The sequence below is a fragment of the Tamlana crocina genome, from assembly GCF_012037625.1.
Genome location: NZ_JAAVJS010000732.1, coordinates 1 through 307, shown reverse-complemented (window position 1 = coordinate 307; position 307 = coordinate 1). Strand labels below are relative to the sequence as shown.

Genomic DNA, 307 nt, shown 5'->3' with positions numbered 1-307 from the left:
CAATTCCCTCATAGGCATTTTTTCTAAGGTAACATATTTATCCCGCCACCAATCCCAATTTGCGAGGCTGTGATTTTGGAATCCCAGGGTGCTGCGGTCATTATCTGTAGGTCTGAAGACAAGATCGCCTGTAAGGGATTTGATATGGTCATAAGTGGAAATGATGCCATCGTAGATCAACTGGCTGTAGAAAGCATTTTTGAACATTTCACTTATACTGCTTAAATCGGAAGCTTTTACGTTGCTGAGGATAACATTGTATTTCGTCTTTTTGTTAGTGAAGAGCAGGCATTTTTTGCGGTCCACA

1 protein-coding gene is annotated in these 307 nt (G+C 41.0%); it reads right to left on the bottom strand.

The features are described 5' to 3' along the window. On the bottom strand, positions 1–307 hold a 307-nt coding region (locus HC176_RS19830), incomplete at both ends, for a DUF6933 domain-containing protein (protein WP_209309832.1).